The 1,513-nt window shown below is 59.1% G+C and carries 1 protein-coding gene and 1 pseudogene; both read right to left on the bottom strand.

The features are described 5' to 3' along the window. The coding region (locus WCE35_RS19520) for a hypothetical protein (protein WP_424594960.1) at positions 1–660 on the bottom strand (660 nt) is incomplete at its 3' end. Positions 661–835: 175 nt separating this feature from the next. Further along, a pseudogene (locus WCE35_RS19515) lies at positions 836–1,513 on the bottom strand (hypothetical protein); the annotation flags it as partial.

Below are 1,513 nucleotides of genomic sequence, written 5' to 3'. Positions count from 1 at the left end.
GAGATGGGCGGTGACATTGCGCTGGCCATCGAAAAAGTCCCGCAAGTGGTTGGTGTAGAGATCCATGATCCAGGCGTCATATGGCGGGGTCGGTAAGCCGATTGCAGCGGCGGCCGGATCGGTCATTGCAATGTTTTGGGCAACGACCGCCCCGACAGTCTGCGCCAGTTCGGCGCGGCGGGTCAGAATGCGATCATAGTCGACGCCCTCGTCGATCCCGCGCTTGGCCTGCAGAGACCAGGCGAGATAAGTGCCGAAAATGCCGCTTAGCGTCACCAGCACAAAGCCCGCCCAAAGCGCCCATTCGAAGCCCGTGTCCGGCAAAGAGAAATCCGAATGCGAGATGAAGACGGCGATCAGCAGAAGCCCAAGAAAGATATGGAACTTGCGCCAGCGCGTGACTGATTTCGGCGATTGCCTGGCCGATTTGATTACGATGTGGAAGCAAAGCTGCAAGCCCATGCCGCCGGCCAGAACCCAGCCGTCGAGATAGCGCGGGTCGCGGAGCCCGTTGCCATAGATCCAGACGAGCCAGAACAGGCCGCTCGAAATGCCGGCGATCAGAAGGCCCTGGACTGTCGGACCGCTGATATATCTCCCCGAGCCCATACTCAGTCCGCCAATCGAGCCGTCGATCCCGCGCCGCCCCGCCGAACTCATAGCAAACCACCAATATCAGGCATCGCTGCTTCCCATAGCTCGTACTGCTTTTGTCGTTGCTAGGGTGTTTCCGCTTTTCGTTGAATCGCTCCAACACCCCAGACTTTTGTTTTTGTGTGCTTCTTTCCGGAAAACCGGTTCCCACTTTTCCTGAAGCACACGAGCCGGATTGGGATCAATTGACCGCACTGGCATTTCTCGCCGTGCCTTTGAACTTGTCTGGTCCGGGAATCAGGCTGTCGAGGCCGGTCATCGTGCTGCCGTCATACTTCTCGGTAAGGTCCGCGAGCAGCTTGGAGACGCTGTCGGCTGCAGCCGTCAGAGAGCCTTCATTGTTGAGTTTCAGCCCGGCCGAATGGGCTAATTCGACGATCTTTCCGATTTCCGGCACATTCGGTGCCGCTTTCGCAGCGGCGGCGAGCTGCTTACGCGCTTTGTCGGCGCGTTTGGCCATCTCGAACGCATAGGCCTGTCTCACAGTCGCCTTTCCAACCGCGCGCAACGCAGTCTCAAGCTCGACGCCGAGGCCGGCGAGATAGAGCATCCGTTTGCGCGCCGCGCTGGCCGGCACGTTGTCCTTACCCTTGGAATACCAAGTGTTGTGCCGCACCTCGCCCTGCGACCAGGACACCAATTCAAAAGCACTGCCGGCCCGATGACCGCCTTTGTTCACGAGATCCTCTTGCGGCACGACATGGCAGCCGTAGCAGTTCTTCGCCAGCTGGTAGAGTGAATGAGGCCTGATCATCCCCTTGGAATCGGCGAGCTTCCAGCGTGTCTCTTTCTCGGCCTTCGTCTCGGTGTCGGCTTTCTTCCCGCTGAACCCGCTGTGGACCTTGATCCAATCCTGTCC

The organism is Bradyrhizobium sp., from assembly GCF_049691595.1.
Lineage (GTDB): Bacteria > Pseudomonadota > Alphaproteobacteria > Rhizobiales > Xanthobacteraceae > Bradyrhizobium.
The sequence above is the reverse complement of the archived record's forward strand: the minus strand, read 5'-3'. Positions and strand labels throughout refer to the sequence as shown.